Here is a 23,331-nt window from a genome sequence, read left to right on the forward strand (position 1 = left end):
AGTATTAATTCTTACCGAAAAATCTTTTTACTTTATCCAGTAATCCTGATGGTTTAGAAGAGGGATGAGTAGGCTGAGGAGAATTTACTGATTGATCAAGAGCCTGGAGCGTTTCGACTGCTGATGCCACAATTTTTTCGGCATGGCGACTTTCTGTAATATGAATTCGGTTGGGTTCCTGTACTTTTTGCCCGGTCAGTCTTTCAAAATTAATTTTAGCTTTATTAAAAATCTCAATTTCAGTCTCAGGGCGATCATCTACATGAGTCATTTCAGGAATAATACCGGAACTTAATTTTATGGATTCACATTCAAAATCGTTCATAATTCCTTGATGGATTCTTATCGCTGTTTCAGTTTCACCCACCTTTTCAAAAGCTTCTGCGAACTGAAGCATATCTTCTCCAATCTGATATTTTTCGAGAATGTTGTCTATAGAATTGCTTACTTTGGCTTTTGCAGCAGCAAGATTGGCAACGGATTTTTCTTCACCGGGTCTGTTTTTAAGTAAATCGATAAGTTCTTGGATGCCTTCTCTAATTTCGGGCTGAATTCTAAAACGATATATGTGGCCAAGATCTGTGAGATAAGTATTCTGACTCATTGCTTCATGAGAAAGGTTCTGAATATGAGAACTCATGAAGAAAGCCAAATGAACCAAAAGATTGGAGTATTGTTTTAAATGATCCGAAGTGATTTCAGATCTTTCAAGTGCTTTATAAAGTTGGAGTCCTTCTAAAAATTCAATCTGATAACCATAAGGAGAAAAACTTTCCTCATTAATTTCAACAGGGTTGTTATCTAATATTTCATAAAGATATTCATGAATCTGAAGCTCTTCAAGATCTTTTAAAGCTTGTTTAAGTTCAGCAAATTTATTGTGCTGTATCAATTCTATCAACGCTCTCATTTCCTTGGTTTATAATATCACCAATATACAAATTTCACCAAAGATAAAGCTGACCTCCCAAAGAACAGCTCTGCTATTTTTAGAACCTGTATCCCAATGAAAGTCCGCTTCTGAAACCAGCCCATGGCCCGTCTACTTTTATTTTAGCTCCATTGGCAGTGGTTTCCACACTGTATTTTACAAACGGAATATCCAGGTTTTCTATTTCTTTTTTGAGTTGTGCCTGCATATCCGGAGTAAGAACATAATCAGAGGTCATTGTAAAATCACCTTTTCCGCTTCCGTAATGAGCTCCGGCAATCCAGAAATCCAGTACCAGATTCTGGCTTCGGGTAAGGAAAAATTGTACACCAACCATAAGACCACCACTATTTCCTTTGGTAGTTCCCTGACCTTTCAGCGGAATTTGATAGGTAATTCCATTTGGGCCATTATAATCATAGTAGAAATCGAAGGTGTTGGAAGAAACATCAGAATATCGGTAATAAGGGGCAAAGTAAAATCCTTTTCCATAGCCTTTTCCGATATAAAATCTTGGTTCAATGGTGAAATTGGTAGCTTTTACCCTTAAATTTTCAAATCTTTTTTAGTCTTTGTCCTTCAAGAAAGCATTGATAAAAGGAACTTTCCCCTCAGGCATGGTTCCGAAACCAATATTTAAAGAAAACCATTGGTTAAAAGCGCGCTCATACGACAGATTGATATTCCGGAATGCATAAGCGGTAACATTCGTCTTGATGATATTCATCTTTTCAGCCGAAACATTTTGGTTTTCCTGTGCCTGCAATGCTGAAAAAAGGAAGCATGGGACTAATAGGATTACATTTTTCATAATCTTATACTTTGTGATGTTAGAAATAAACAGCAAAAAACAGGCTGAATTTAACATAATAATTTGAATTTGAAGAAAAAAAATACAAATTATCAATGGTAATGGGATTTTTTTTATTTAGAATTAAAATGAATGTAATGGATTTCAGCAATTAGTTGTCCTAAAAGTATATCCAACTCTGACATGAAAAAAACTATATATACCATTTGTATGTTTTGTGGCATTTTTGTTTTTTCACAAGAAGCAAAAAATGATACGGTAAGTATTTCCGATACGAAGGAACTTCAGGAAGTTATTGTAAAGGCACAACGCAAAAAACAATTTGCTGATAAAGCGGTGTATACTTTTGATAAGGAAGCACTAGAAAGAGCCAGATATGCAAAAGATTTACTTCGTACCCTTCCTGAATTGCAACTAGATCCAATTTCCAATACGATAACGAGTACAAAAGGAGGTACAACTTTATTCTTGATTAACGGTGTTGAAGCTACAGATATGCAGATCAGAAGTGTTGCACCTAGTGAAGTGGTGAAAGTGGAGTATTATGATATTCCGCCAGCGAGATGGGCTACAAGGGCAGATATTGTCGTTAATATTTTAACAAAGTCTACTGAGACCGGATATGTTTTTGGAACTGAAGCATTCTCCGCATTGAATACAGGTTTTATAAACGGATCTGCCTATGCTAATTATACAAAAGGGAAGAATGATATAGGGCTGGAATATGCTATTAATTTAAGAGATTATACCGACAGAAGGGTAAATAGTATTTACGATTATCAGCTAAATGGCAGTCACTACCAGTCTAATGAGGATCGAAAAGATCATTTTGGATATACTTTTCAGAGTATAGCATTACGTTATACCCGTTTGGTTCCTGATGATTATGTGCTTCAGGCAAAACTGAATATGAATATTTTTAGCCGATTTTCAAAAGGAACAGGTCAAAGTATTTTTACAGTAGACAATACTGTTGAAGAGCATAATATGTTTAAGAATAATGGATCAGATTATGCTACTCCAAAGCTGGATCTTTATTATTCTAAAAAAATAGGATTGAAGGATGAACTGAGCATTAATTTGGTAGGCTCTGATTTTACTACCAATTCTTCAGAAACAGCGAAAGAGTGGGTGAAGGGAACGGGATTGTCCGTATATGATAATGATATGGTTTTAAAAGCTAAACAAACAAGTTTTGTAGGGGAGCTGGCTCATATTCATGATTTTAAAGCCGGAAAACTTTCGTCCGGATATCGTATTTCAAATTCTTCTATATCTAATGATTTGAATAATCTTTCCGGATATTCTCAATATAAGGTTACTTATCTGGAGCAATATTTATACAGTGAATTTGCAGGTAAAATAGATAAATTTAGCTATCGGATAGGGGTGGGGCTAACGAATATTCATAATAAAAGCGCCGAAAATACTTTTGATGAATGGTCTTTTACTCCAAAAGTTATACTTGCATATCAACTTAAAAATAATCAAAGTCTTCGCTTTACAAGCAGCTATAAGCCTATAAGCCCAGTGAGTAATGCACTTAGTAGTAATGTACTTCAATTGGCTCCTAATATTGTACAAAAAGGAAATCCGTTTCTTTCTTCTCAACAGAAATGGACAAATAGCCTGATCTATTCATTGAACAATAAATATTTTGATTTTAATTTGAACGTATCTTATTCTTATACAAATCGTGTGATCAATCAGTATTATGTTTTGGATGATACTTTTGGAGGATATGCATTGACTTATGAAAACGGACGGTACGCTCAACAGGTTAGTGCATTTATCTCAGGAGCATATAAACCTTTTGGGAATGAACTTTTGGTGATCAAGGCAAATTTGGCTCCTACTTCCGAAATGGTAAAGACCAGCAGTGGTGCCGTCATTAAAAATGATTATTTGGCCAATTATTTTGTGTTGTCTTCAGAATATAAAAACTTCTCAGCCCAATATCAGTTCAATATTCCAACCTATAGTCTTAGCGGAGCTTTTCTGAATACTAATGAAAACCAGAATAATATTTTTATTAGCTACAAGCATAAAAATATGACGTTTTCTACAGGAATGTATTGGATAGGAATGCCTTCTGAGTATAAAACCAAAAGCTTATCGGAAAGCCTAGTGGATTATAAGCTTCATACTCAGATTATGAATAATAAATCAATGTTTGTGCTCGGCTTTAGCTATGATTTTTCAAAGGGAAAGAAAACTGAGATTCAGAAAAAACTAAATAATGATACAGCTCCGGCTGCTACTTTTTAAAAAACTTGAAACTTGAAAGTTTATTGATATGATTCTTTATTCCAGTCTTCAATGATGTAGATAAAAAAATCTCGTTCAAAGTTGCGGAACGAGATTTTTTATGGTTATTTCTTGATGAATTTTGTAGTCTTTTTGGTTTCAGAATTCTTTCCACTGACTTCAATAAAATAGGATGCTGGCGGAAGATCAGATATTTGTATGTTTCCTGAATTTACCTCTGCCGTTTTAATAAGTTTTCCATCCAAACTATAGATATTTGCTTTTGAATATCCTTCTGTATTACCTTTGAATCCAATAAAATCCTGAGCAGGATTAGGATACATACTGATGGTTTCTTTTTTCATTGTATTGCTTACTGCCAATGTTCCGGTATTCAGTGCTATTGCGGTTGAAGTGGTCTGGTTGATGCTCAGAGCGAGTACAGTTATATTTGAGTGGTAGAGCTAAGTAATGCATATCTGTGGCTGGCATCATAATAAGAATAAACAGTGTTGGTAACAGAACCTAAAGGGTTTTGGAAGGTAATGTCTAAAACGGAATATAAATTAAAAGTCTGTATAAATTTTACCCTAAGAACGTTATTATATGTCTGCCCACTCAGTAGTAAAGTACCATAGGCATCAGCCTGAGTAGACATGGTTCCTTGAGTGATTCCATTCATAAGAGCTGAGGTAAAAGTTCCTTTAGCTGTATCTGTCTGTGACGCTCCTATAGTGATAGGATAGGTAATATAAGTCCCATTGTCTGTATTTAAATTAAGGGTAACCTGAGGGTTTATAACTCCTGTGATCTCAAGCTTTGTAGACGATGCCTTATAAAATATGGTATTGGTTCCGTCAACCATCTTGATTGTAGATCCGGGAAAGGTAGTCATTTCAGCAGAAGTAGGGGCTAGATAATTGATGGTTGCAGCTGCTCCCAGTGTAAGGGCTCCATTTAAAAATGTAACATTATTGCCAAGTGCAGAGTTATCCACGGTTCCGACGATAAGATTATTATTCACAACATCGTTGAGGATAGGATCATGAGATGCTTTTGTAAGCGTAATCTGAGCTGAGAACATTACAGAAGCTCCCAACAGAAGTAAGATAGATGTTTTCATAGCCAAATTTTTTATTAAAGTTAGTTAAAAAGATGAATCAATTTTCATTATAACGTGTTTTTGATGAAATATTTAAACTACTTGAAATCGAATTAAAGCATTTTTCCTTTTAAATAAGGCAAAAAATAGACTTTGCTAAGCGGTAACTAAAATGAAAAAGGGGTGAATTTTCTTTACAATACATCCCAATTGCAATACAATTTTCAATAATTATTTAACCAATATTCCTCCTCAGTTTCGTTTTTTTTCCGGGTACTCACTTTTTTAGAAGAAAAAAATAGCCGCCTGATATTTCAGACGGCTGTTTTGTGCATTAAATAAGTTTTAAGTTTTAATTGCTCATGATCATTTTTCTGTAAGCGTAAATATCTTCAATCGTTACTACACTCATTTCTTTTTTCTTGGCAAATTCCACAATTTCCGGAAGTCTTGCCATAGAGCCATCTTCATTGGTAAGCTCGCAAAGTACAGCATCATCACCCAGATTAGCCATTTTTACAAGATCTACGCTGCCTTCTGTATGCCCACGTCTTTCAAATACACCGTCTTTTTTAGCAATGAGAGGAAATACGTGTCCAGGGCTTGCAATGTGCTCTGCTAAAGCATTTTCAGCAACAGCTGTTCTGATAGTCGTTACGCGATCTTTTGCAGAAACTCCAGACTCTACGCCTTCTTTGGCTTCAATGGAAATGGTAAATGCGGTTTGATTTTTTGAATTGTTGTTTTCCACCATCGGACGAAGGTTGAGATGCTTACTTTTCTCTTCAGAAATGCATAAGCAAACGATACCGCTGCATTCGCGGATCAAAAGTGCCATGTCCTGCTCGGTAATAGTGGAAGCGGGAAAGATGATGTCACCTTCGTTTTCACGATTTTCATCATCCACTAAAAGAATACCTTTTCCCTGTTGTAATGTTGAAAGTGCCTTTTCTACACGTTCTTTGGAGGTTGCTCCGAATTGTTCTAATAATTTTTCCATGTTATTTTACTTTTAAAAGTTAAAATAGTCTTCGGTACATGGAAATGAAATACGATACCGTAAGAGCCCATGAAGGATCCTACCGTACGTCTCATTTTCTTCTCCCATCCAGACTTTAACTGTCGGTTTTGGAATTTCACCAAATCAGTCCCTTCAAATGAAAGGAGTCGCGGACTATAACCGCCGGTAGGGAATTTCACCCTGCCCCGAAGAAAACTTATACTAAGTTTTACTGTATGTTTGTTAAATTTTTTATTTCATTGAAAATATTTAATGCACAAGTCGCTAATTTCGGGAAGTTTTTTGAGATAGAAAAGAGTTTTTTAATAAGATTAATCAATGTCTGATTGGCTTCCCAATAAAAAACCACTCACAGAGAGGAGTGGTTTTTGTTTGTATTTTGGGTGTTAGAAATTCATTCAGTTTTTCTCTGAAACTTCTTTTCCATTCTCATAATGTTGGATGATCTTCTGTTTTCCGTCTTCATTATATATTTCCCACTTTCCTTCATAAGTTCCATTTTTCCAATTTCCAATGGCTCTTAGATTTCCGTTTTTGTACCAATATTCATGCTGCCCATTAGGTTTCCCATTGATAAATTCGCCTTTACGTGCTTTCTCACCATTAGGATGCCAGTATTCCCAAATTCCATTCTCTTTAGAATTCTCTATTTTTCCGGCAGATGCCAATTTTCCATTTATATAGTATGCTTTCTTAAGTCCATCTATAATGGGTTTGAATTGAAGTTTTTGCGCCTGATCAGGGGAGAGTGTTTGATTATGTTCCATGAAATCTTGTTTGGAAATCAAAGTGTCTCCAATATAAACTTCGTATTTATCCAGATCAATATTTTGAGAATAATAAATGGCGCTTGCTAAAAGAAGAATAAGTAAGGTTAATAGCTTTTTATACATTTTATTTGATAAGTTTTAATTGTTCATCGTATAATCCTATCAGCAGGCTGTTCCCGTCTTTGTCGGTTCTTATTCCGCCATAAGCAGCTTTGCTGTATTTATCTGCATGGCCTTCCTGAAAAAAGAAAGACTCTGCCCCGATATTGATCGTCCATTCATTGGGAGAGGTGTATTTGATGAGGTATTCTCCGGAATTCAGTGGAGTTGGGTCTTTTTGAAAACGAACCTTCTCAGCAATTCCTTTCGCATCGAGTTTTACAACACAATAGCCACGCTTCGGCAGTTTTTCCGAATTAACGTTATCCGAAATAGCATATCTTAAACTCATGTAGTCACCTTGCATCAGTGAACGGGGATCTACAGGAGCTAATTTTAGCAAGATTGGCTGCCCATTTTTAAGTAAAGTTTCTTTTTCAGCTACCGAATAATTAAAGTATATTAATAGTAAAACAAGGTTGATAATAATGATGAGCCATTTATATTTTTTCATTTGCGGTCAGTTTTTTGTGGATGAGAAGATAGATAGCTAAAAAGATGACTCCTGATGTAAACAGGAGTATGGATTTGGTCAATAAAGAAAATTGAAGGTCATAATAAAATCGCCCAATAAAGCCGATCAATGCAATGATTCCTAAGACAAATCCAGTTCTGTAATTGACTAAAAAGCTTAGCAGAATGACGAGTATGGCTCCTGATATCATGGGTGCTAATACAGTAGGCAATAGAAATAAAGCGGTAAGCATGTAAATAAGGATTTTATACGTTGTATTGGAGACCTGTAACGTGTTCAGCAGAAGATATACAACATAAAGGATAGCCAGAACAATAACAACCGATGGAATCCATTCATAATACTCATCTGTTAAACGAAGAAAAGATCTCAATCCTAAAAATGCCAAGGTAAATATGAATGAAAAGACCATTCCTGTCCGAACGGGATCATATAGTTTAGAAAATAATTTGTTTTTAGTTATTATTTTAGCTTCTTGTAGGAATAGAAAAGTTGTGATAACAGTCTGAAGTATAATGATGGCAGAGGTTAGATTATAAAGATGGTTTACCTGTGCAAAAGCCATTATACTTCCATTGATAATCAATATTGAAATAAAGGATAAGATGTAGCTTTGTACCAGAAATAGGGTACATAATGCAATGCCAATAAATGCAATATAAATAGTATTACCTTCTGCAGAAAGGCCAATACCCAGAAGAGTGAAGCCGGTAATAAAAAAAGAAACACTTAAAGTATCTATAATGGTTTTCCCGGATATTCTGCTGATGAGTGAAGATCCGACGATGCAGATAATTCCTAATATGCCTGCCTCAGTTGGTGAATCAAAAATCTCAGCAATAAAAACAAAGGCTAAAAATGTAAGACATGCCATAATTCCTCCAAAAATAGATAATATTTTAATGGATAATGATTGATGGTTGATGTCTTTTTCCTGATAGGCTGCCATAATAGCATCTTCATCAAAATGAATCTCCCTATTGCTTCCTGTATGGAGTTGCTCTATGAGCTCTTTTATATTTTCTTTACTTCTCATTTTTCCATTTTTTTTGAAGGTTCATCAAGTTTTTAATGATCAGGGTGATGCTTGCAATAACGAAAAAGAATATCAGTAAGAACGTTCCCTCACTATCTCCGATCTTAAAGATTAAGGAACAGGCAACAATGACCAGACTTAAAGGAATAATAGCAAAATAAAAGCTGTTTTTTGTTTTCAACCCGTACCAGATTCCTAAAGCATATACAATAATACTCATTGGAATGAGAAGAGATAATAACGTTTTATGGCTATCCACAAAATCAAGACATAATCCGAAAGTTGATACGCTGACGACTGCCAATGATAAAATGTTGGTAAACCAGTTAGGGATTCTGAAAGCTTTTTTATAATGAGAAAGCAAAATTGATCCAATTAAAAATACAGCATTAAGAATAAAAAGGAAAAGGATAATAATACTGTCATTCCAGTCTGTGGCAACCTGATTGGAATATAAAATAAGAGTAGTATTGATTAAGGCAATATACAAAAGCCATAGCGGAGCAAAATCTGAAATGATCACCCAAAGGGTTATACAAATTGTCCATGCTAAAAAGAAGTCATAGGCATTTGCACCTGTTTGATAGACTTGTCCGAATACGGCAAAGAGAACCCCTACAAGTGCTGCTGCTCCGGTGAGGATACTATTTCGGATGTTACTATTGATCTTAGAAAGTAATGCTAAGCCTGTAGCGGCGATAAGTAATATTTCTGTTAGTCCTATTTTGGTAAATTTGGGTAAATCTGCCCAATTATAGGCAAAGAAGAAAATAATCCCGGATACGGTAAACCCGATTCCAAGGCTAGCAAGAAATAACTTCAGGAATTTTTGCCAGGCTTCTTTACTGCTGTAAATATTGTCTTTAAGTATAGAATGGATCTCTTTTTCGCTCAGGTTGCTATGCCTGCTGAGGATTTGTAGATCTTCTCTTTGTATATTTTTCATTTAAGATAGGTTAAGTATAGATAGTGATTCACTGTCTTTTAATAGATTGCTGATCTATTTATTTCAATGTTCTCATATTAAGTGTCACAGGAAATATGATCCCACTCCTGATCCATATAATGAATCAGCCAGTTCAGGGCATAATGTCTTTCATAAACAATTCCCGGATGTATTTGTGTTATTTCTCTATTGTTGATTCGTGCATCAACACACGCCCAATCATATCTGTAATATAAATCATTAGCATCAAGAATCTCTGATTTGGAACGAATCTCATGGTTACCATTAATGAAATCATTAGGATCTCTGTCTCCGCCTACAGGATATTTTTCAAAAGGAATATCGTTGAGGTCACATAATGTATTGGGAAAAGGTAAGGTGTCTACAATTTTTAAAGCCCAGAGGAGAACCCATATACATTCACATTTCCAGGTTTCCTGAAATTTTTTTGCTTCAGTAGGATCGGATATAAAGTCTTTTTCTTTAGGAGTTACATATTCCCAAAGATTATACTCTATCAAATAATTTGTTGCTGTTTCTGAATCTATCGTATCAAAAGCTACAAAATTGGTAATGGCAAGAATGGCTGCACGGGCGGCTATTTCTTTTGGGGTTCTCAGAGTGGTTTCCTCTTCAGATTCTATATGAGGCAGGTTCAAATTGATTTTAATACCTTCCTTTTTAAGAATTTCTTCCGTTCTCTCTTTTCTGGTCATTTGTAATTAATATTATATTGAATGTAAAATAATAATTGGACGGGTATTAAGGCTAGCGAAAACTATTCCCTTAATATCTTTTCCATTTTTTTTCCTTTGGCGAGTTCATCAATCAGTTTATCAAGATATCGGATATTTCTCATGAGTTCATCATCTATTTCTTCTATGCGATATCCGCAAATGACACCTTTAATCAATGACGCGTTAGGATTCATGCGGGGAGCTTGTTCAAAAAAAGTTTTGAAATCAGTTCTCTTCTCCAGTTGTTCCTGTATTTCTTTCTCATTGTAGCCAGTCAGCCAATAAATTATTTCATGAACTTCAGCTTTTGTACGGTTCTTTTTTTCAGCTTTTTGAATATAATGTGGATAAACACTAGCAAAAGTTGTGGTGAAGATTTTTGTATTCTGCATGGCTTTTGTGTGAGATGTTTAGATTAATTTTTTTAATACTCCATCAAGAATGATGTTGAACTCCTCAGGTTTTTCAAGCATGGGATAATGTCCGGTTTCCGTAATGGTTATATAGTCATAATTCTTCAGATATTTACGGTTGCCTTCAAGATTTGTAGGGTAAGTATCAGAATTAATGGCTATTACCGGAACCGGAACCTGTTTTGCAATTTCTTTGAAATCTGTTTTGTATAAAGGTTTTAATAGATTAATAGCTCTTTCCGACTCATTATGAAGGAACTCATGCTGTACTCTTGTTTTTATGTCTTCAGGGGTCTTTTCTACAAAGAGGTATTGAGGAAGGATGTTTTCCACGGCATTTTTAAAGTCGGATCTGTATTGAGTAAATTGCATTTGTTCCGCCTGTTCCTCAGTAAAGGATTGTTCCAGATTTTGCAAGGTGTCTATTAAAACCACTGCTTTTACTTTTGAGATTTTTAATGAAGCTTCAAGTACATACGCGCCAGACATTGAATGTCCTACAAGGATGATTTCCGAAGAATCTATAGCATTCGCTACGGCCTTTATATCATCTGCATATCCGGAACTTGTCCAATCTTCTCTTGAAGAATCAGATTTTCCATGTCCTGCCAGATCCATTTGTATCACCTGATAGCTGGAAGCAAAATATTTTTGCTGATCTGCCCACCATTCAGCATTGCCCAGCCAGCCGTGGATCAGAATGATTGCTGTATTTCCGCTCCCGGATTCTTTATAATGAATTTTCTGTCCGTCCGAAGATATTGCATATTTTTCCATTGATGTTCTATTTTGTGTTGGTATTTAAATATTCTTGATCAAACTAGTGTACAAAAAACCTGTTGATATGAAAAAAATCTTTTTTACTGAACTTTGAATAATGAGATCGTATAATCTAGTAATTTTTGATCTCCATATTCACCATGTCCTGGAATAATAATTTTAGCATTGGGATATTCTTTTTTTACTTTTCCAACTGTGGCAGACCAGGCTGCAATATTGGCATCACCTAAATATCCTTTACTAGCCTCCAGTTCTTTTAATAGACAACCTCCGAATAATATATTTTCATCCGGAAAATAACCCACTACATTATCTTTGGTGTGTCCCTCACCAAAAAACTTTGTAATGACTTTTTTATTACCCACTTTTAAAATCAAAGAATCATTGAAACTATTTTTAGGAATAACAAAATGATTTTCTTTGGCTAATTCAATGGTTTCGTAATATGAATATGAAGGAATACGATGAGTATGGAATGCTTGTAATCCTCCTAAACTGTCATCGTGAAAATGAGTAGGGATAATGGCATTTATTTTTGAATGAAGCTTTTGATTGATCCATTGTATCAGCTCTTCTGAACTTTTGTCATTGGTCGGAGTATCAAAAATAATCGTCTCATGACCGTTTTTTACAATAAGACCGTTGCAGGGAACGTTGCCGAAATCCTGAGTTTGTTTAAAAGAAGTATGGATAAAAGAATTCTCTGAAATCTGCTTAATGATGAGGTTTTCAGATTTGTAAATTTCCTTAGCATTGAAATCTGTAGTATGCCGGGAATGGCAGCTTAAAAGAAATAAGGAAAATAAAACGATGAATATCTTTTTACTGAATGTAAAGTTCTGATTAAGCCTTATTTTAATTTTACCTTTCATCGTGTTTTATTTTTATAGTTATAATTTACAAAATATGAGCAATTTAAGAAGAAAGATGGTCTTTGTTGAAAAATATAGCGAAAATTCATGAAAAACCCCTGAAAAGCATTAGTTTTTCAGGGGGCGTTCAGATCTTGATAAGATTGTTTTATTTTTTTGTTTCGGATTTGATGTGGATGTTAAAAATCATAACTGCGTAAGAATTTTCAAGGGCATCTTTGATTTCACACTTGAAATAGATGAGGTCTTTTAAAAATTTTTGTTGGAAAACTTCAATTATTAATTCTGTTCCGGTAGGAATTGCTTTCGATGCATAACCTTCCAGATTATCAACTTCATAGGCTTCTCTGTTTCCCAAGTAATTAAATATTTCTCTCAGTGCACAATTGGCTACATGCACAAAAGGTACAATTGGATAATTTTCAAAATGTCCCTTGCATTGGTTGGGAGTAAAGGGTGTAAGGGATATAGAGAATTGATGTGGGTCTTCGGATTTGTTTATTTTGCCTTCGGGAAGTTTTGTGTCATAATCTACGATAGGTGTGTCATTGAAGAGACTCTTATAAAATAATTTGAATGTGTCTTGGTTGATGATATAATAATCCAGTTCGAAGGAATATAGTACTTCTCCAGTTTCTTTGTCTTTGGCATGAAGACATGACTTGCCTTTTCTTTTTGATTCCAGATAGCTTTCACCAGTAATCGAAATGGTATCGGGAATGGGGTTATATGAGAGTTTTCTCATTCTTAATTTCTCCCCCAGAAAATAAACTTTTTCTTTGGATGCACTGTTTAATCGTTTGTACAGACTGAAGGTTCCCAATGATGCCAGGGTCTTTAGCAAGTAGGTGATGTTTTCATTTTTGAAATCCCATCCGGATATTTCTGTTTCTAAAATAAGGTCATTGAAAATAATGTTTTCCGGAATGTAGATGTACGGTGTTGTTTCCCCAATGTAAGGGATAATTCTGTTTTGAATGTCGATTGTTGTCATTTGAATGAGGGTATTTGATTGTTTTCATTGTGTTGTGGATAACTTTCTGCAGTAATGTTAATTAAGAGTTGTTATATTTCTTTTCAAGGTGATTTTATTTGTTTTTTTAAAATTACAAAAAAAATAAGTATAAATAATTATTATTGAATAATTATGGTATGTGTTGGATTGTTAAATTAAATGCTATTCATGTTAAATAGCAGGTGTGTTTGTGGCTGTAAAAAAGTTATCCACACAAATTTATTCACATTGATATTGATGTGTGAAAAACTTTTTGTGGAAAACTTTTTGTGGAAAACTTTTTTATATATGTTTTTGTAAATTATGTATTTATATTATTGTTTTGAAGATTAGAAAAAAGTTATCCACATTTTAATTCTAAGGATAAAGTGATTGTGCAAAAGTTATCCACAAGTTTTTATCTTTCTCTGATAAGACCTGTATTTTTCTAATATTAAAATGAAAATAATATGGATTATAGATATTATTTTTAATTATTTTACAATTTAAATTTTACTATAGGCTTTCAATATATTTTTCGTAATCGCTTTTTTCTAATAGCTCGCCGGCATTTAGATGATAGATATTTTTCCAAGAATCAGAGCCATTTTTTTCAACATATTTTTCAATGATTCTGAACCCTATCCAATAATTAATATTTTTTGGAGCATCCGGGAATAGTTTGAACTTGTCATTTTGAAGCAAAGGATTTTTTCCTGAAGTATCAGAAAAGTAAGGCTTTAATTGAGTAAACAATTTTTTTTCATTTTTAATAAACCAATCCCAGTCTTGCTTAGACAGGCTGATGGATTCATATTTTTCAATTTTTCTATCGAAGAATATATAAGTGAAATAGCAGGCAAATCCTTCATCAATAGTTTGGTTTAATGCAGAGAGTTTATTAGGATCTGTATTTCTGAAATGTTCATAGACCATATGATTCAATTCATGGGGTAATCCTTTTTCAATTGTATACATGAGATCTGCATCTTTATAATTGAGTTCCAATGCAAACTGTTCATTATTACAGCCACCAAATATGATTCCTGTTATAGGTGTAAAGAGAAAACTTATTTTAGCATTAGGTTTATAAGGAACCAGTTTGTTGAATTTGGTCAGGGTTTTCTGAAGATGTTTTTTGAGGTCAATACTTAAAATAATAGCCGCTTTATTTTCAAGTTCTTGCTTATTATCCTGATATAAAGTTTTATTCCAGTCAATCATTCCTTTAGGATTGTTGAAAAGATGAGCATTTTCATCACCGAAGATAACACCATAGCAGCTATCCCATAATTTTTTATGTGGTAGATAAACTTGTTTAATAATTCTTGCAGAATCATATTGCTGATTTTTATGGGCAAGAAGTTGATGTTTAAATAAATTTTTAATAACGATATTTTCAACTTTTACGCTATCTGGAATCTGTTCCAGGCTCTCATAATCCAATTTTTGATCAGCAATGGGGGATCGTGTGTTTGTAGCACAAGAAATCATAAAGACTGCTGATACCAATGAAATGATTTTTTTCATAGAAGAGGTTATGGTTTGAAAGAGTTTATTGTAAAGGAGTTAAAGCTTTAGAATTTTTTAATAATACCATGTATTGAAAATAATCAAGGGTATTGGCCTTTTCTTGTGGGGAAAAACTTTCTCCAAACATTCTGGAATTCACAGTTATTAGTTTATTGGAATGGAGATAAGGAGAATCCTTAGCATTAAGTTTAAATAATGTAATGGAATTAGGTTGGATGAATTCCTTAAAGTCATTGATTCCTTTTACTAACATGAATGGGCCGTCTGCATTGATCCAGTCAATTTTTTGATCAGCCGGTGTAGGGAACTGTGGATTTTTGGGAAGATACATTTCACTATCCAGCGTATAGCTAATTATGCTTGACGTTTTAAAACCTGATTTTTTAAGTCTTTCCGCAAAAGGTTTTTCATCTTTTTTTACACTATGTTGAAGCACATGAAAAAATCCAAAAAGCCCGTAAAATTTTTCATTTTGAAGATTCAGTTTTTTGACTGAGTTTTTGAAATTAGTGATCATGGCAGAATCTCTGGAAATTTTTTTTGAGTTGTCATTGAAATCGGTATCAATTCCTATGACGGAAATTTTTAAAGAATCCTGTAAAGTCTGATTGTAATCATAGATATCACTCCATTTTTCAAATAACTCTTGGCTGGATTGTTGGGGAATTCTTTTGTGAATAGCCAATACTACTTCTTTAAGCAGATTTTGATCTTTTGTACTGCCATGAAGAAACAGATTCAGTTTATGAGAATTTGTACTGTCCATTTCAGCGATATAATATTTTACCCCATTTTTTTGATTTAAAAATTTTAGAAGCTCTTGATCCAGTTTCTGATTCGCTGCATATCCATGAATTTCACCTAGCAGTACAACCTTAGAATTATAAAAGGTATCGTCAAATAATTTACCGTCTACTTTATCAAGAATTTGTTCATTATTTTTTTTAAGATAATCGGTGAATTCGGAGTCTTTTCCACCAATAAAAATTTTATTACTGATGAATATATACAGAACAAAAATTAAAACGATCGAAACAATTGTGATCAATAGGTATTTGAAGAATTTTAAGACTTTTTTCATGGTTTATTTTTGTACGAAAATATTATAAAAAAGGAATGAAAAAAAGTTTTTTGCGGTATTGTTGAAGAGTGAATTTTTATTGAACCATCAATATCCGAAAATATCTTCACTGGACACTCGGTAAATTGAAATGTAAAATACTTTTTCCCACTTTATAGATTGTTAAAGATTAAATATAATGAAGGGGGGCGATAAGTATGAATGATTTTTCATCTATTTTATAAAACATTCCATGATCTGTTGCATTGATATTTTTAAACTCAGAAGGAATTTGATTTACATGATTTGATTGAAGATTCCATACAAAGAAGCTTGTTTTATCTTTATAGGTGGAATGAAAAATCAGGTTGTCTGCTTTGGTGGAAAGTGAAGTGGCACCAATACATTGAGGAGGAGTTTCATGGACAATTAATTTGAGGGTATTAAGATCGAGTTCCTGTAGTGAAAAATTACCATATCCATAGAATACGATTTTATTATTTCCTAGATTGGCTGTGCAATAGCAATCGATTAATTGATCTTCTAATGTACTGGAGTTAAATCCAAAAACCTGTTGTCCTTTGAGATTAAATACAGCCAATGCATCATTATTAGGGCCATTACTTCCCATTACCCCCTGATCATAATAGGAAACGATTATTTTTTTTCCATTGATGATAATATCGTTAATATAGATTCCAATACTAAATTGTACTTGAATATTTCCTTGATAATCAATAATCAAAGCATTTTCAATAAGATCTGAATTTCCAAGAACAATTAAAATTTTTTCTTCGTTAATAATTTTAACTATTTCTATATCTAATCTAAGCTCTAATGGAACTTCAAGGGCTGAAGAAACAATTCTATTTTGAGAAGTTATAGCAATAAAGTTTCCATGGTGATCTGTTGAAAGATAACGTATCTTTTCGCCAATTAAATGAAGATTTATAGTTGTGGTGATCATGTATTGGAAATTAAAATTATAGAAGTTTATTCTTGGTCTTTGTAGATATTCCAGAAGTTAAAATCAGTCATCGGAGCATCTGTGATTCCAATATTTCGACCCATAGTTACAATTTGTCCTCTATGAAAGGTTCCATGAAGAACTACCTGCATGATGTATTCATATTTTGAAAAATCACATTGAAACCATTGAGATTCTATTTTAATATTTTTCGAAAGGTCTTCATCAGATAAGGTTTCCACATAATCCACAAGTTTTTGAGAATTCATTTTTATGTTTCTGAAAACTTCTTCTTTGCTAGTTTCGGAATTCGTTTTTTCAACATTAAAGTCGTTGTTTTCTGAAACATGACTCCACCAATATTCCTGACTTTGCCAAATGTGATGTAAGGTTTTTAAAATAGTTGGGAAGCTGGAAATGGTCTCCTGATTAAGCTGTTCATCTGATTTTGTGGATAACCAGTCAATGTATTTATTGACAACCCAATTATTGTACTGAACAGTTTTGGTAACTAAATTTTTTAAGCTCATAATATTTATATTTTGTGGTTTTAACGGAATACTCAAAGTCCAAAATGGCGGTTGTGATCCTTATTTTCAGGATTAATGAGTGCTTTGTTGCTATAGGTTGCTGATTCAAATTCACTGATGTTCACTGATAGAAATGAAATGTCTGGAAATAGCTCCGTAAGCCGGGTACTTATTTTTCTGGAAAGATCAGCTTTTTGTTCTGTACTGCGTCCCTGCATAATATGCCCAAAGACATGCAGGAAATTATTTTTTTGCTCTCCTAATCGATAATATTGATAAGGATGAAGCCTTACTTTAATATCATTCACAGCAAACAGACTTGTGGATTCAGCTGCATTGTATACAGTATCCATGATTTCATTGGGAGTTCTTAGCTGGAGAATATCCTGAGAGCATTCTATAATGAAATGTGGCATGTGATATGATTTTTATCATATAAAAGTAAGGAAAATATGAATTTGTATTTCAAATAAAAACTCGCTGTATGATGAGCGAGTTTTTATATTTATTTTAAAGAGCAGATTTTTTTATACTGTATTGAGGTTTCATAGGATTAGACATATCCAATATAATATCATACTGACCATCTTCTGCTATGGGGAAATCATAGGCATTAAGAGCAACAGTCTTACCATCACTATTTAAGCCAAGATTATATCCCCAATCGTTATCGACTCTGAATTTTAAATTCCCTTTTTTGAGATGAAAATTTTTGAGGAAATAAAGATTAGGTTTTTGGGAATCTGTTTGCAATGGAGTATCTTTTCCATCCCAGCCGCCTGGTGTTGCATTTCCAATAATTCCCCATAGATAAGGACTTGTTGTTCTTGTTCCTGTTTTTATACTTCCATCACGAAGGGTTACCACTACAGAATTAATTTTTCCTGTTTCGTCCGGTTTAAAGATGAAGCTAAAATTTTCATCCAATTGAAATGAAGTATTACTGATAGGAAATAAAGAACATATTGAATTTCCTGTTTCCCTGAAAAGAACCTGACCATCTACAACTGTTACATAAAATTTAGTATCTCCTGTAGAATAAATACCTTCCAGCTTTTTTAATTCCTGAGCATTCACTTTTGGGACAGCAGGAATCTTATTCAGCTTATTGTACATTATATTTTCAATCTTGGGAATGATGAGATCTGTATGTGATAAAATAGAATTTGACATTGCTATGAAAGAGATATCATCATCCAGAATTCTATAGTAGATGCATCGATAGCCTGGCCCACCACCGCCATGTCCAATCCTTTTTTTGCCATCAACACTAAAAACATCACTGCCTAATCCATAGTGATCATTAAGATAAGGGGTAAACATTTTTTCGATGGTTTCGTGTTTAAGAATGGTATTTGTTTTAAAAGACTCATTGAATTTGAAGAGATCTTCCACAGTAGAATACATTGCTCCGGCAGCAAAAGGATGATCGGTTTTAAAAAGGAATGCTTCGTTGGAGGTGTTTTCTGACAAAAACTCATATCCTAAAGCTTTATTTTCATCGAAAACGGTATTAAAATGAAATCCTGTATGATTCATTTTCAGTGGCTTCAGGATGTAGCTTTCAATAGCTTTGTCATACTCCATGCCAGTGGCTTTTTTTATAATATATCCAAGAATATAATATCCGGAGTTGGAGTAGTCCCATTTTTTGCCCGGTGAAAAATTTAATGGTTTTGCAGAAATGAATTTGATAAATGTTTCTTCATCTACCGTATTTTCTGAACCTGTTTCATTGGGGATTCCTGAGGTGTGAGAAAGCAGGTTCGAAATGGTGCTACTGTCTCCTTTGGGGAAGTTTGGATAATATTTGGAAAGTTTGTCGTTGATCGATAATTTACCCTCTTCTTCCAGTTTCAGGATAACTGTGGCGGTGAACATTTTTGTGGTGGAGAAAATACGATAAAGGCTGTTATTTGTGTTTTTTTCTTTTTTCGGGCCATTTTTATAGCCATAACTTTTTTCAAAAATAATTTTTCCTTTCTCAGCGATAAGGATTGTTCCATTGAATTTACCTGCCTTGTCATAAGCTGCTAATAGCTGTTCTATTTGCTTAGCTTTTTGTGAAAAAACAGGATTGACTGCCAATAATACAATAAGGCAGGTTAGAAGAGTTCTCATGTATTTTTTTAGATAAGACAATTTTAAGATATACTTTATTACATCATATCTGAAGAATAATTGTATTATTTAATATGGTTTTGATGTAAGTGGTTGTAGTTCAGTGTGTAGTTGATTTTATGATGATTTTTAAAAGATATGCTATTTTTAAATTTTTCAGCATACGTATGTGCAAATTTTTCTTTTTCACTTTTGGGAAGGCTGAAATAGAGATCCATTCTTTTTTCTTTTTCATCATCTTCCTCGTTTTCGTTTCCGGGACGTTCTACAACTTCCAAATAATGAACATAATGCCCAAATTCATGAGGCAAAGTTCTGTAGAGCTGTGTGTTTCTTACCAAAGCAGGCTTGAACTCAGTCGTGAAATTTCTTTTGGTTTCGGTAAAAATATGTCCGTCTGTTTTTAATCTTTCAAATTCCTGCTGATCTTCAATACTTTGCTTTTTAGGCCAGGATAACTGTCTATCCAGATCAATGGCATCTAAAATAATAGCCGGATAATATTCATCTTCAAATTCATAACTATAAACGAGTCTTCCCCAGACAGGTGAAAGAATTTCTTCTTTTCGTTTTGGCTGTCTGAGAATGATAAATCTTAGGTCTCCATAATCTTCGGAGGGAATCTGTTCAATAATTTTCTGAATATCATCAATAGAGCAGGAATGAATAGAATGTTTCCGGGTTTCCTCAACAATAAATAAAAATTCATGGTTGTTGATTACTCGTATTTCTTTTCTATAATGGGTAAGCCGCTCGTAAAATGATTGTAGAGTTCCATAAGGTGAAGCAATCTTTAGTTTGTTATTCTGGCCGTACCCTTGGTTTTCGATTCCGATGTTTCTATTTCTTCTTGTTGGGTTGTACATATTAATGGTTATTTCGCCAATAAAAAATATTTTATTTTGAGATGCTTAATTCCAGCACCATTCTTTTTTTATTTTATCTACTATTTCATTGGCTTCTTTTTCCGTAATCCAATCTACAATTCTTGTTTCTCTATTTCTGTCTGCCAATACAACAGAATAGGTTGCTCCTGTCCATGAAAAATGATAGCGGACTCCGAATTTGTAGCTTTCCATTCTAAGATCTATTGTTTCAATTTTCTTAATTTCTTGTTTGTCAAATGTTTTTGGCTTTGTAAATAATTTATTTTTATATGTTATGATGATAGAATCAGACTTAATATTGAGAATGGTTTTTCCAAAGGTATTCCAGAGCCAGAAATATAATAAAAGGGTAAAAAATCCTGCAAAAGGAATGACTTTAATGATATAGCTGAATATAGATAAGAAATAACTTTCTTCAGCTGATATCAAAGGGACTATAATTAAAATAATAAAAAGACATACTATTAATGCTAACCCTATAATAAAGGTTATCAACCAATTCGTTCTATTTTTTATTTTAATAATCTCTAACATTTTTTTATCTTTTTTGAAGAATTGATGGAAATAAATAAAATATTAATGCAGCTAAAAGATTGTTATTTTTTTTCAAAATATTTTCCCGTAAACTGATAACGGATTTTTTTAGGAGTTATCTTAGAGTCTGTTTGTATTAAAGGAATACTGATGATTTTATTTTTAGGATCATATTCAATCTCATAATCTCTGCCTTCATAATTTCTGTTGGCTGAAGCCGTAAGATCTACTTCATATCCCAATTGGTTTTTTATTCCGCTTTGCGTTTTTATCAACTGAGCTTTATCATTCAATTGGCCGTTATCAATAGAAAAAACTTTGATGGCATGATAGCTCATTCCTGAACTAAGGATCGCTTTGCTCTGAGTAAGGTAGTAGCGTTTGTTTTCAGAAATAATATCATTAATCTGATAATAATAACATCCCGGATCACCTTCACTTTGAGTCTCCACGGCTTTAGAATGTATTTTTTTATCACTGGTTTCATACTGCAAGACATTCTTAAAAAAATGCATGGAGCCTCCTGTCCAGGTATCCCAGGAATAAATCCTGAATTTACCGTCTTCTGAAGTGGTAATAGAAAGTCTGCTTTTCTTCAGAGATTTGAAATCATGACTGATGGTTTGAGGATGAGAAGAAGTATACTGTACTAATATTTTTTCAAATTTTGTGTTGGCAGCACTCAGAGAGTCATAAGAATTTTTATCATCTCTGCCTTCTGAAGCCCAATAATCAATTTTTTGAAGGGCAGCATTCAGCTGTTTCTCTATGATAGAAATATTTTGCCCAAACAAAAAATGAGCGATGAATATTCCTATCAATACAAATATTTTCTTTGTTTTCATGGTATTAAACTTAATGGATTTTGAAAATAATAGTTTTTCAAAAAATTAAGTGAATTTTTTGGTTAAAAAAAACAGTTTCAATGGCTATTTTTTACATTTTAACTGAAATACATTTCCTTCAGGATCTGTTCCGTCGCATAACCAGAAATTATAGTTTTCAAAAGTTTTAATGGCTCTCATCTCAACTTTTTTTGACAGTAATTCATTCCTTGCGGATTCTATATCTGTATCTACTTCAAAAACAAGTTTAGTATTGTTATCGAATTGGTAACCGGCTTCTATTTTTTCCAGATATTGATCTCCAATTTTATGGAGTCCTATATTGATGGCTCCGGCGTTCATCAAGACCCAAATAGAATCTTCTTCAATCACTTTTAAATTAAAATTTTCAACATAAAAATTCTTGAGTAATGTAATATTTTGTACATATAGGATGATGGAGTCTAGTTTGATGTTCATGGCCTGTGAAGATATTTTATTTAAATTATATGCTATCCAATTAATTGTGTCGTTGGCTGTCATTGTATTGCCAAAGGACATTAATAATTTTCCATGATCCGTTTAGTTTTGTAAGATGCATATAATCTATCCATTCATCTGCAATTAATTTAACAGAAGCTGTTCTGTCAGAAACATCAAGCAATTTTATTTCTTTTTTTGGCGAAGCAGGAAATTTATCTCCGTTTTTATTGTAGCTTTCAGCCAGTAAAACCATAGATTCTGTATTGGTCTCCCGTACATAGTCTTTGCCTGTAGCTTTGTCTTTCCAAAAGGTGCGTTTTACCATTCGGGGATGTAAAGCGCGTTCCATTCTGCTTGGAGAGGGTGAATGTTGTGATTCTATATAATCAAGAGCTGCTTGTTTTATACTCAGAGTATCTTGTCTGGTTTGTGCCGGTATCCAATGAACCAATAAGAACAATAGAATAAAAAATGTATAATATTTCATAGTTGATTATAATTTATGGCTGATAAATAAGTTGTACTACACCGGATTTAAAAACATTTGTTTTAACGAGTTTTAGATTTAATCTTTCTTTCAAATCTTCAAAAAGAGGTTTTCCATTTCCTAAAGCCACCGGATGTACAGATATTCTGTAAACGTCAATCAAATTGTTTTGAATGAAAGTTTTAATAAGACTTGCACCACCATACAGCCAAATATCTTTTCCGCCTTGTTTTTTTATTTCTGAAACTTGTTCTATAAGATCAGAATGAATAAATGTTGCTTTATCATCTTCTCTATGTTGGCTGGAGAAGACAAATTTATTCTTTGTATGAATCGTTTTCCAGAATTCTACTTCTTCTGGTGCTGCATTTTCATCAGGCTGATAATTTCCCCATGCATCATAGCTTACCCGGCCATAAAAAATAGTGTCAATACCGGAGATAAAACCATCAAAATCCATGTCGTCATCCATAATACACCAATCGATTTCACCATTGGAACCTTCAATAAATCCGTCTAAAGTTGTTGCTAAATCCAGGATAATTTTTTTCATAATAAGAGTGAATAATAATAGGTGTTCATAATTTTTTAAGAGTAATGAAAGATAGGCA

Annotated in this window: 28 protein-coding genes and 1 riboswitch; of the genes, 1 reads left to right on the top strand and 27 read right to left on the bottom strand. The window is 33.4% G+C overall.

Features of this window, described 5'->3' with window-relative positions; translation table 11 throughout:
* Window positions 1-4 precede the first annotated feature (4 nt).
* The 3 genes from GTR01_RS01005 to GTR01_RS24550 form a co-directional block, all read right to left on the bottom strand.
* The gene (locus GTR01_RS01005) at window positions 5-910 is read right to left on the bottom strand and encodes a hypothetical protein (RefSeq protein ID WP_160136015.1); all 906 of its coding nucleotides are present in this window, start codon (window positions 908-910) and stop codon (window positions 5-7) included.
* A 79-nt stretch (window positions 911-989) separates the two neighbouring features.
* Window positions 990-1,268, bottom strand: coding sequence for a queuosine salvage family protein (locus GTR01_RS24545; RefSeq protein WP_228452127.1), 279 nt, complete (start codon window positions 1,266-1,268; stop codon window positions 990-992).
* 228 nt (window positions 1,269-1,496) lie between these two features.
* Entirely contained in the window at window positions 1,497-1,742 is a 246-nt protein-coding gene (locus tag GTR01_RS24550; RefSeq protein ID WP_228452128.1) for a hypothetical protein, read from the bottom strand.
* 183 nt (window positions 1,743-1,925) lie between these two features.
* On the opposite strand from GTR01_RS24550, the gene GTR01_RS01015 reads away from it, so the two are divergent.
* A complete protein-coding gene (locus GTR01_RS01015) occupies window positions 1,926-4,010 on the top strand; it encodes an outer membrane beta-barrel protein (RefSeq protein WP_160136016.1) in 2,085 nt (694 codons plus the stop codon).
* A 104-nt stretch (window positions 4,011-4,114) separates the two neighbouring features.
* On the opposite strand, the gene GTR01_RS01020 is transcribed toward GTR01_RS01015, so the two are convergent.
* The 24 genes from GTR01_RS01020 to GTR01_RS01135 all read right to left on the bottom strand — a co-directional run bounded on the left by GTR01_RS01020 (window position 4,115) and on the right by GTR01_RS01135 (window position 23,273).
* A complete protein-coding gene (locus GTR01_RS01020) occupies window positions 4,115-4,354 on the bottom strand; it encodes a T9SS type A sorting domain-containing protein (RefSeq protein WP_160136017.1) in 240 nt (79 codons plus the stop codon).
* A gap of 80 nt (window positions 4,355-4,434) precedes the next feature.
* The gene (locus GTR01_RS01025; protein WP_160136018.1) at window positions 4,435-5,112 is read right to left on the bottom strand and encodes a hypothetical protein; all 678 of its coding nucleotides are present in this window, start codon (window positions 5,110-5,112) and stop codon (window positions 4,435-4,437) included.
* Window positions 5,113-5,443: 331 nt separating this feature from the next.
* Window positions 5,444-6,091, bottom strand: a complete 648-nt coding sequence (ribB, locus tag GTR01_RS01030; protein WP_160136019.1) for a 3,4-dihydroxy-2-butanone-4-phosphate synthase — start codon at window positions 6,089-6,091, stop codon at window positions 5,444-5,446.
* 92 nt (window positions 6,092-6,183) lie between these two features.
* A riboswitch (FMN riboswitch) is annotated at window positions 6,184-6,309 on the bottom strand.
* A gap of 201 nt (window positions 6,310-6,510) precedes the next feature.
* Window positions 6,511-7,005, bottom strand: coding sequence for a toxin-antitoxin system YwqK family antitoxin (locus GTR01_RS01035; protein WP_160136020.1), 495 nt, complete (start codon window positions 7,003-7,005; stop codon window positions 6,511-6,513).
* 1 nt (window position 7,006) lies between these two features.
* Window positions 7,007-7,495 carry a GDYXXLXY domain-containing protein gene (locus tag GTR01_RS01040; protein ID WP_160136021.1) on the bottom strand — a complete coding sequence of 163 codons (489 nt, stop codon included), beginning with the start codon at window positions 7,493-7,495 and terminating at the stop codon, window positions 7,007-7,009.
* Window positions 7,482-8,552 carry a DUF4401 domain-containing protein gene (locus GTR01_RS01045; protein WP_160136022.1) on the bottom strand — a complete coding sequence of 357 codons (1,071 nt, stop codon included), beginning with the start codon at window positions 8,550-8,552 and terminating at the stop codon, window positions 7,482-7,484. Before GTR01_RS01045 ends, GTR01_RS01040 begins: the two co-directional genes overlap by 14 nt.
* Window positions 8,542-9,498, bottom strand: coding sequence for a DUF2157 domain-containing protein (locus tag GTR01_RS01050; RefSeq protein ID WP_160136023.1), 957 nt, complete (start codon window positions 9,496-9,498; stop codon window positions 8,542-8,544). Before GTR01_RS01050 ends, GTR01_RS01045 begins: the two co-directional genes overlap by 11 nt.
* A 77-nt stretch (window positions 9,499-9,575) precedes the next feature.
* A complete protein-coding gene (locus tag GTR01_RS01055) occupies window positions 9,576-10,214 on the bottom strand; it encodes a DUF4272 domain-containing protein (protein ID WP_160136024.1) in 639 nt (212 codons plus the stop codon).
* A 62-nt stretch (window positions 10,215-10,276) separates the two neighbouring features.
* Window positions 10,277-10,627, bottom strand: a complete 351-nt coding sequence (locus GTR01_RS01060; RefSeq protein ID WP_160136025.1) for a DUF2200 domain-containing protein — start codon at window positions 10,625-10,627, stop codon at window positions 10,277-10,279.
* Window positions 10,628-10,645: 18 nt separating this feature from the next.
* The gene (locus tag GTR01_RS01065) at window positions 10,646-11,425 is read right to left on the bottom strand and encodes an alpha/beta fold hydrolase (RefSeq protein WP_160136026.1); all 780 of its coding nucleotides are present in this window, start codon (window positions 11,423-11,425) and stop codon (window positions 10,646-10,648) included.
* Between the two features lie 83 nt (window positions 11,426-11,508).
* Complete coding sequence (blaCHM, locus tag GTR01_RS01070; protein ID WP_160136027.1) at window positions 11,509-12,300, bottom strand: CHM family subclass B1 metallo-beta-lactamase; 792 nt, start codon at window positions 12,298-12,300, stop codon at window positions 11,509-11,511.
* A gap of 148 nt (window positions 12,301-12,448) precedes the next feature.
* Window positions 12,449-13,294, bottom strand: a complete 846-nt coding sequence (locus GTR01_RS01075) for a hypothetical protein (RefSeq protein WP_160136028.1) — start codon at window positions 13,292-13,294, stop codon at window positions 12,449-12,451.
* 516 nt (window positions 13,295-13,810) lie between these two features.
* The gene (locus GTR01_RS01080; RefSeq protein WP_160136029.1) at window positions 13,811-14,824 is read right to left on the bottom strand and encodes a DUF2268 domain-containing putative Zn-dependent protease; all 1,014 of its coding nucleotides are present in this window, start codon (window positions 14,822-14,824) and stop codon (window positions 13,811-13,813) included.
* Between the two features lie 25 nt (window positions 14,825-14,849).
* Window positions 14,850-15,908: a hypothetical protein gene (locus GTR01_RS01085; protein ID WP_160136030.1), complete on the bottom strand. Its 1,059-nt coding sequence runs from the start codon at window positions 15,906-15,908 to the stop codon at window positions 14,850-14,852.
* Between the two features lie 169 nt (window positions 15,909-16,077).
* Complete coding sequence (locus GTR01_RS01090) at window positions 16,078-16,854, bottom strand: hypothetical protein (protein WP_160136031.1); 777 nt, start codon at window positions 16,852-16,854, stop codon at window positions 16,078-16,080.
* A gap of 26 nt (window positions 16,855-16,880) precedes the next feature.
* Complete coding sequence (locus GTR01_RS01095) at window positions 16,881-17,384, bottom strand: DinB family protein (RefSeq protein ID WP_160136032.1); 504 nt, start codon at window positions 17,382-17,384, stop codon at window positions 16,881-16,883.
* Window positions 17,385-17,416: 32 nt separating this feature from the next.
* Window positions 17,417-17,800 carry a 5-carboxymethyl-2-hydroxymuconate Delta-isomerase gene (locus GTR01_RS01100; protein ID WP_160136033.1) on the bottom strand — a complete coding sequence of 128 codons (384 nt, stop codon included), beginning with the start codon at window positions 17,798-17,800 and terminating at the stop codon, window positions 17,417-17,419.
* A gap of 94 nt (window positions 17,801-17,894) precedes the next feature.
* Window positions 17,895-19,505, bottom strand: coding sequence for a serine hydrolase (locus GTR01_RS01105; RefSeq protein WP_160136034.1), 1,611 nt, complete (start codon window positions 19,503-19,505; stop codon window positions 17,895-17,897).
* 65 nt (window positions 19,506-19,570) lie between these two features.
* Complete coding sequence (locus GTR01_RS01110) at window positions 19,571-20,371, bottom strand: hypothetical protein (protein ID WP_160136035.1); 801 nt, start codon at window positions 20,369-20,371, stop codon at window positions 19,571-19,573.
* A 45-nt stretch (window positions 20,372-20,416) separates the two neighbouring features.
* Entirely contained in the window at window positions 20,417-20,926 is a 510-nt protein-coding gene (locus tag GTR01_RS01115; RefSeq protein WP_160136036.1) for a hypothetical protein, read from the bottom strand.
* A gap of 62 nt (window positions 20,927-20,988) precedes the next feature.
* Window positions 20,989-21,771, bottom strand: coding sequence for a hypothetical protein (locus tag GTR01_RS01120; RefSeq protein WP_160136037.1), 783 nt, complete (start codon window positions 21,769-21,771; stop codon window positions 20,989-20,991).
* Window positions 21,772-21,855: 84 nt separating this feature from the next.
* A complete protein-coding gene (locus GTR01_RS01125) occupies window positions 21,856-22,230 on the bottom strand; it encodes a VOC family protein (protein WP_160136038.1) in 375 nt (124 codons plus the stop codon).
* A gap of 40 nt (window positions 22,231-22,270) precedes the next feature.
* Window positions 22,271-22,720 (bottom strand): nuclear transport factor 2 family protein, encoded by a 450-nt coding sequence (locus GTR01_RS01130; protein WP_160136039.1) that lies wholly within the window; start codon window positions 22,718-22,720, stop codon window positions 22,271-22,273.
* Window positions 22,721-22,733: 13 nt separating this feature from the next.
* A complete protein-coding gene (locus GTR01_RS01135; RefSeq protein WP_160136040.1) occupies window positions 22,734-23,273 on the bottom strand; it encodes a dihydrofolate reductase family protein in 540 nt (179 codons plus the stop codon).
* Between the last annotated feature and the right edge of the window lie 58 nt (window positions 23,274-23,331).

This window comes from Chryseobacterium sp. c4a (genome assembly GCF_009900745.1).
Taxonomy (GTDB): Bacteria; Bacteroidota; Bacteroidia; order Flavobacteriales; family Weeksellaceae; genus Chryseobacterium.